At 49.5% G+C, this 5,017-nt stretch carries 5 protein-coding genes; 1 reads left to right on the plus strand and 4 read right to left on the minus strand.

Annotated features, from left to right (window positions below; translation table 11 throughout):
• On the minus strand, positions 1-846 hold an 846-nt coding region (locus tag ACOJTG_RS07665), incomplete at its 3' end, for a M16 family metallopeptidase (protein ID WP_420153270.1).
• 95 nt (positions 847-941) lie between these two features.
• The gene (locus ACOJTG_RS07670; protein ID WP_420153271.1) at positions 942-1,625 is read right to left on the minus strand and encodes a peptidoglycan DD-metalloendopeptidase family protein; all 684 of its coding nucleotides are present in this window, start codon (positions 1,623-1,625) and stop codon (positions 942-944) included.
• Positions 1,626-1,807: 182 nt separating this feature from the next.
• Here ACOJTG_RS07670 and ACOJTG_RS07675 point away from each other — a divergent pair, with 182 nt between their 5' ends.
• The gene (locus tag ACOJTG_RS07675; protein WP_420153272.1) at positions 1,808-3,313 is read left to right on the plus strand and encodes a peptide MFS transporter; all 1,506 of its coding nucleotides are present in this window, start codon (positions 1,808-1,810) and stop codon (positions 3,311-3,313) included.
• A gap of 53 nt (positions 3,314-3,366) precedes the next feature.
• Here the strand turns inward: ACOJTG_RS07675 and ACOJTG_RS07680 are convergent, their stop codons facing one another.
• The gene (locus ACOJTG_RS07680) at positions 3,367-3,813 is read right to left on the minus strand and encodes a nuclear transport factor 2 family protein (RefSeq protein ID WP_420153273.1); all 447 of its coding nucleotides are present in this window, start codon (positions 3,811-3,813) and stop codon (positions 3,367-3,369) included.
• Between the two features lie 23 nt (positions 3,814-3,836).
• The gene (locus ACOJTG_RS07685) at positions 3,837-4,673 is read right to left on the minus strand and encodes a c-type cytochrome (RefSeq protein WP_420153274.1); all 837 of its coding nucleotides are present in this window, start codon (positions 4,671-4,673) and stop codon (positions 3,837-3,839) included.
• Positions 4,674-5,017: the final 344 nt, after the last annotated feature.

The following is a 5,017-nucleotide window of genomic DNA, read 5'->3' on the forward strand; positions in this document are numbered from 1 at the left end:
ATAATCCTGGTGTCGGGCTTCTGGGGCGTGATACGCAATCTGTACGTAAGGCGAGGGTACGTCCCGATTTACCATTACCCGGCGTTCTCCCTTTTGCTCGGGTTCTTTGTTGTGGACGACCGGAGGAGCCGGAGCCAGTACGGGAATGGGCTCGAAGTACTGCTCGGCCAATCGCTTGACATCGGCCAGCTTGACGTCACCGACGATAAAGGTGATGGCGTTATTGGGGGCATAATACGTTTTAAAGTAGTTGACCAGATCTTCCCGTTTCCAGTTCAGAATGTCTGACTCATACCCAATGACGCTCCACATGTAAGGGTGTTGGGAAAAAGCAACCGAAAGCATCGCCTGATCCAGTTCTTCTTCGGGGCTGTTTTCCAGCCCGGTGGTGTACTCCGAATGTACCACGCCGCGTTCCGACTCGATCATCTTGGGGTCCAGAGCCAGATCCCGAATCCGATCCGCTTCCAGATCGAAAATAGATTCCAGGGCGGTGGCCGGGAAAAAATCCGTGTACACGGTCATGTCCTGACTGGTGTAGGCGTTATTCTGCCCACCGTTGAATTCCATGACCTGATCGAATTGCTTAGGACCGTATTTCTTGGCTCCGTTGAACATCATGTGCTCGAAAAAGTGCGACAGTCCGGTGATGCCCTGTTTTTCGTTCCGCGAACCGACGTTCCAGAACAAATACATGTTCGCGTTAGGAATCGAATGATCTTCCAGCACGAAGATTTTCATTCCATTTTTCAGGGTGAACGACTGGACATCTTCCGGTTTTAGCTGAGCGAAAGCGGGGACGCTCAGCCAGAAGGCCAGCCCCCACATACAAAAGCGTTTTAGCATGACAGAAAGGGGGAAAGGTGTAGAATAGGAAAGTTACAGGCAAACCTCGCAACGGGGCTCAACTGTATGATGAATGGTTGTAGGAAAAGGGCTACCTACAGGCCCGGAATCCGAAGGATCAGGTTGGGGTCGGGGCAGTTGGCCAGATACATTGTCCGATCCGACAAGCTACATACACCCGGATAATCGCCTGACCAGTCCTGCATCTCTTCAATGATCTGAAAATGCAGGTGCGGCGGCCAGTCGCCATTTTCCGGATACGGTCCGAATTCCGCAAAGGGCTCCCCCGCGGCAATGGTTTGGCCGGGCACTTTATCGCGTAACGACGCACGGCTGAGGTGACCGTACAGGGTATGAAAAAGAGTTCCTTCGAGTTCGTGTTGCAGGATAATCGTGGGACCGTAATCACCAAAATTAGCGTTATCCCGTAGGCTATGAATGGTACCCGTTAGCGGAGCGGAAACGGGCGTACCTGCTTCGGCCCAAATATCGATTCCGAGGTGAATTTCCCGGGGTTCGGTTGTTTGCTGAAAATGTGGACTCCGCCGGTACAGAACCCGGTGTTCGTTATAGCCACCGACTCCGCATAGGGCTCCGGCTTCCTGGATTTCCTGCGTAACAAAGCGGGAAAAATCGGCCGTATCGCCGAGTTCCTGTTGCTGTAGAGCCTGATTTCCGGCAGTAAAGTCAAGAATTTTTACGCGAAAACGCTGCCAGTCGAAGGGTACTACGGAAGCAAAGGAAATTTGGTATTTCAGAAGCGTATCAGTAAGTTTCATGGATGGCTGTATTTGGCAAGCCCCAAATCTACGTTTATATTTGGGGTGCTACGAATTACCCTGCACTTGATTTAAAGCTGTCCAGAAGCTTTTTCAACGGCTTTAGTAAAGTAGCGGTTGCCCGGCACACGTCTATACGAAATCCAAAGTTTACTTAACTTCATTCATCAAAACGAAATCGGATGCCCGAATTTATTAAACCGCCTCAGACGAAACGGATTTTAGGCCACCCCCAGGGCCTTTTTTTGCTTTTCACTACGGAAATGTGGGAACGCTTCAGCTACTATGGCATGCGAGCCGTTCTTACGCTGTACTTTACGCAGGCGTTGATGCAAGACAAAGCCTTTGCGTCTAACTTCTACGGTGGTTATACGTCACTGGTCTATCTAACGCCCCTGATTGGTGGGTATATCGCGGATAAATACTGGGGCAACCGTCGCTCGATTTTAGTGGGTGGATTGGTCATGGCTCTGGGCCAGTTTTTCCTGTTCTGCTCGGGAAGTATGTATGACCAACCCGGCGGAGATATGCTGCTGTACATCGGGTTAGGCCTGATGATCGTTGGGAATGGATTCTTCAAACCCAATATCTCTTCGATGGTAGGGACGTTGTACGATCCGGCGGACCGCCGGAAAGATGCGGCGTATACCATTTTTTACATGGGGATTAACCTGGGGTCATTCATTGGACAAACGATTTGTGCCCTGGTGGGTAATACGGGTCGGCCCGAAGATTTTCGCTGGGCTTTCCTGGCCTGTAGCATTGCCCTTTTACTAGGTACCGTTGTCTTTCAATGGGGAAAAATCAAGTACCTCGTCACCTGGAAAGGTGAACCCGTAGGTGAAACGCCCGTTAACTCTCCCGCCGTAAAGTCGGTCTACTGGGTGTTGCCGGTTTTGCTGGTGGTAGGCCTGGGCATGTTATGGTTTGACGTAAACGTGTATCCGATTCTGCTTTGGTTTCCGCTGATTGGTGGCGTCGGTTCACTGGTTTTTATCCTGATGGATAAGTCCCTGAATGCGAAGGAAAAGCAACAGGTGATTGTTATTTACATCGTTTCGTTCTTCGTTATTTTCTTCTGGGCTGCTTTCGAGCAGGCCGGTGCTTCCTTGACGTTTTTCGCTGATGAACAGGTGGATCGCCAGTTGTTTGGCTGGACCATTCCCCCCGCATTGTTCCAAAATTTCAACCCCTTCTTCGTCGTCACCTGTGCCCCAGTTATGGCCGCCATCTGGACGTACCTGGGTAACAAGGGTATTGAACCCGCTTCGCCTTACAAAATGGCGATTGGTCTGACGTTACTAGCTATTGGCTATCTGATTATGTTACCGGCCGTGAAAGATCCGGTACCGGGTGTGAAAGTAAGTGCGGGCTATCTGGCTGCGTTGTACTTCTTCCATTCCGTTGGGGAGCTTTGCCTCTCTCCCATCGGTCTGTCACTGGTGAACCAGCTGGCCCCGGCCAAGTACAGCTCTTTGCTGATGGCGGTGTGGTTTCTGGCTAACGTAGCGGCCAATAAATTCGCGGGTACGCTGAGTTCGTACTATCCTGAAGCGGGTAAGATTACTAACTTCCTCGGCTATCAGATGGCGAGTCTGTACGACTTCTTCCTGCTTTTTGTGGTGATGTCCGGCGTAGCAGCGGTACTGCTGTTCCTGCTATCGAGACGACTTACCCGAATGATGTAAGCGACAAGAGGACGATAAGAAAACAGCTCCGGACGATGAATCCGGAGCTGTTTTTATTTTCTACGCGTATCGCTAAGCTGGATAATCTTCCAGCCCTGATCGGTTTTATAGAATTGAAAAGCATCCACTCCTTTGTGACTAAATTCCTTATTGGCGTAAAATTCATAGAATGCCCAGGCCGTCGCCAGCCGGTCGTCTACGCGAATTTCACAGGACGTTATACGTTCTTCCACGTTCGTATCCGATGGAATCGAGCCAATAGCCTTGACGAAGACATCAATATTCTGACTCTTTAGCACAGGCTGCCCCTGGCCGTTGACGAAGGTTGCTTGCAGGCGAGCTGAGGGATGAAAGACACTTCGTACAAGGTTGGTGTCCTTCTTGGCCATTCCCTCAAAAAGCCGATCCACGACGGCCCGAATCGCAGGTTCTTCGGCCTGTTGAGCCTGTACTGAAAAAACGCCTAGTCCCAGTAAACTCGTCAATACAATTTTTTTCATGTTGAAGGTATTCAATGATTGAACTACTTGGATTTATGTTTGGCCATGTAGGAAAGGTAACCGACAATTTCGTTAATTTCTTTCGCTTCCAATCCCAGCGTAGGCATTTTCACCTTATTCCGGTACTGATCGGGGTGAGCGATGAAGGCCTTCAAATCATCCGTTTTCCAGTACTCCGTTACACTTTTAGGGAAATTCAGTTCGGGACCAAGCGTACCCCCGACGCCGTTGAGAGCATGGCAGGTTAAACAATGCGTTTTGAACAACCCGTACCCTTTGACGACGGAATCATCGTCTTTCGGAAACAGAGCTTGCGTTTCTTTGGAAGCGGAGGTCAGGGAAATTTTAACCAGGTTATACGGCCACTTATAGGTAGCATCATCACCCGGAACGTCGGTATAGCAGATGTAATACGGAGCGATTTTCTTGGTTTCCGGACCTTTTTGTAAGGTCGTCCAGTCCTCTCCCTGGGGGGCATCGTGGTCCCGAACGGCTAGATACGCTTTTTTGCCGAGTACTTTCGTCAGGGGCATGGACGGATTATAGCCATCCTCGCATTCAAAAACGACCTGCGTCTCGGCTGTATTGACGCTAGTATACGCCGGGATCTGTTTCAAAACCGTAGCTAAGGGTATGGCATCGAACTGTTTCGTCCGGTGAAAAACGGGATCATTTGGTACGGTAATTGATTCCGTTGCCCCCAGCTTATCTTTCCACGCCACCAGGTCAATCGATAAGGAATCTGTACTTGCCTTCGGAGCTTGCGAAGTAGAATCAGTTGCTTCCGCCTGCGTCGCTTTGGAAGCGGGCTGGCAGGCCACACAGCCCAGAAAAAGGATAGAAATTAAGACTCGTTGCATACGGACAAATATGAGAAAAAAGGCGAGACGCTGGTAGGGTGTATGAGGTTTGATTTAAGGTGAAGGTTTGAGTCCTAGGGATATCATTTCTGGTGATTACTATTGAACGCTCGTAGCATTAGTAGCTGTTTTTAATTGGGGTCCTGAGCTGGATTTCTAATGCCATCCCTTTTAGTTGCCACTGCTGATTTTGTCCCTTTTGGCAGAACGATACTCCCAAACTTTCACAATTTTATTATTCTCATTATCAGTACTCTATTCAACTATTCTCTATTTTTTCAGAAAAATTCATTACACCCGGGCAACCCTTTCGTCTTATCCTGCGAGTATTTGATTGAAACTAG

The sequence above is a fragment of the Siphonobacter sp. genome, assembly GCF_048595215.1.
GTDB lineage: Bacteria > Bacteroidota > Bacteroidia > Cytophagales > Spirosomataceae > Siphonobacter.

What these genes read in the sequence shown, in the direction of transcription:
- ACOJTG_RS07680 (WP_420153273.1), bottom strand. Translation starts at nt 3,813, where the DNA reads ATGAAAAAAATTGTATTGACGAGTTTACTGGGACTAGGCGTTTTTTCA.
- ACOJTG_RS07685 (WP_420153274.1), bottom strand. Translation starts at nt 4,673, where the DNA reads ATGCAACGAGTCTTAATTTCTATCCTTTTTCTGGGCTGTGTGGCCTGC.
- ACOJTG_RS07670 (WP_420153271.1), bottom strand. Translation starts at nt 1,625, where the DNA reads ATGAAACTTACTGATACGCTTCTGAAATACCAAATTTCCTTTGCTTCC.
- ACOJTG_RS07675 (WP_420153272.1), top strand. Translation starts at nt 1,808, where the DNA reads ATGCCCGAATTTATTAAACCGCCTCAGACGAAACGGATTTTAGGCCAC.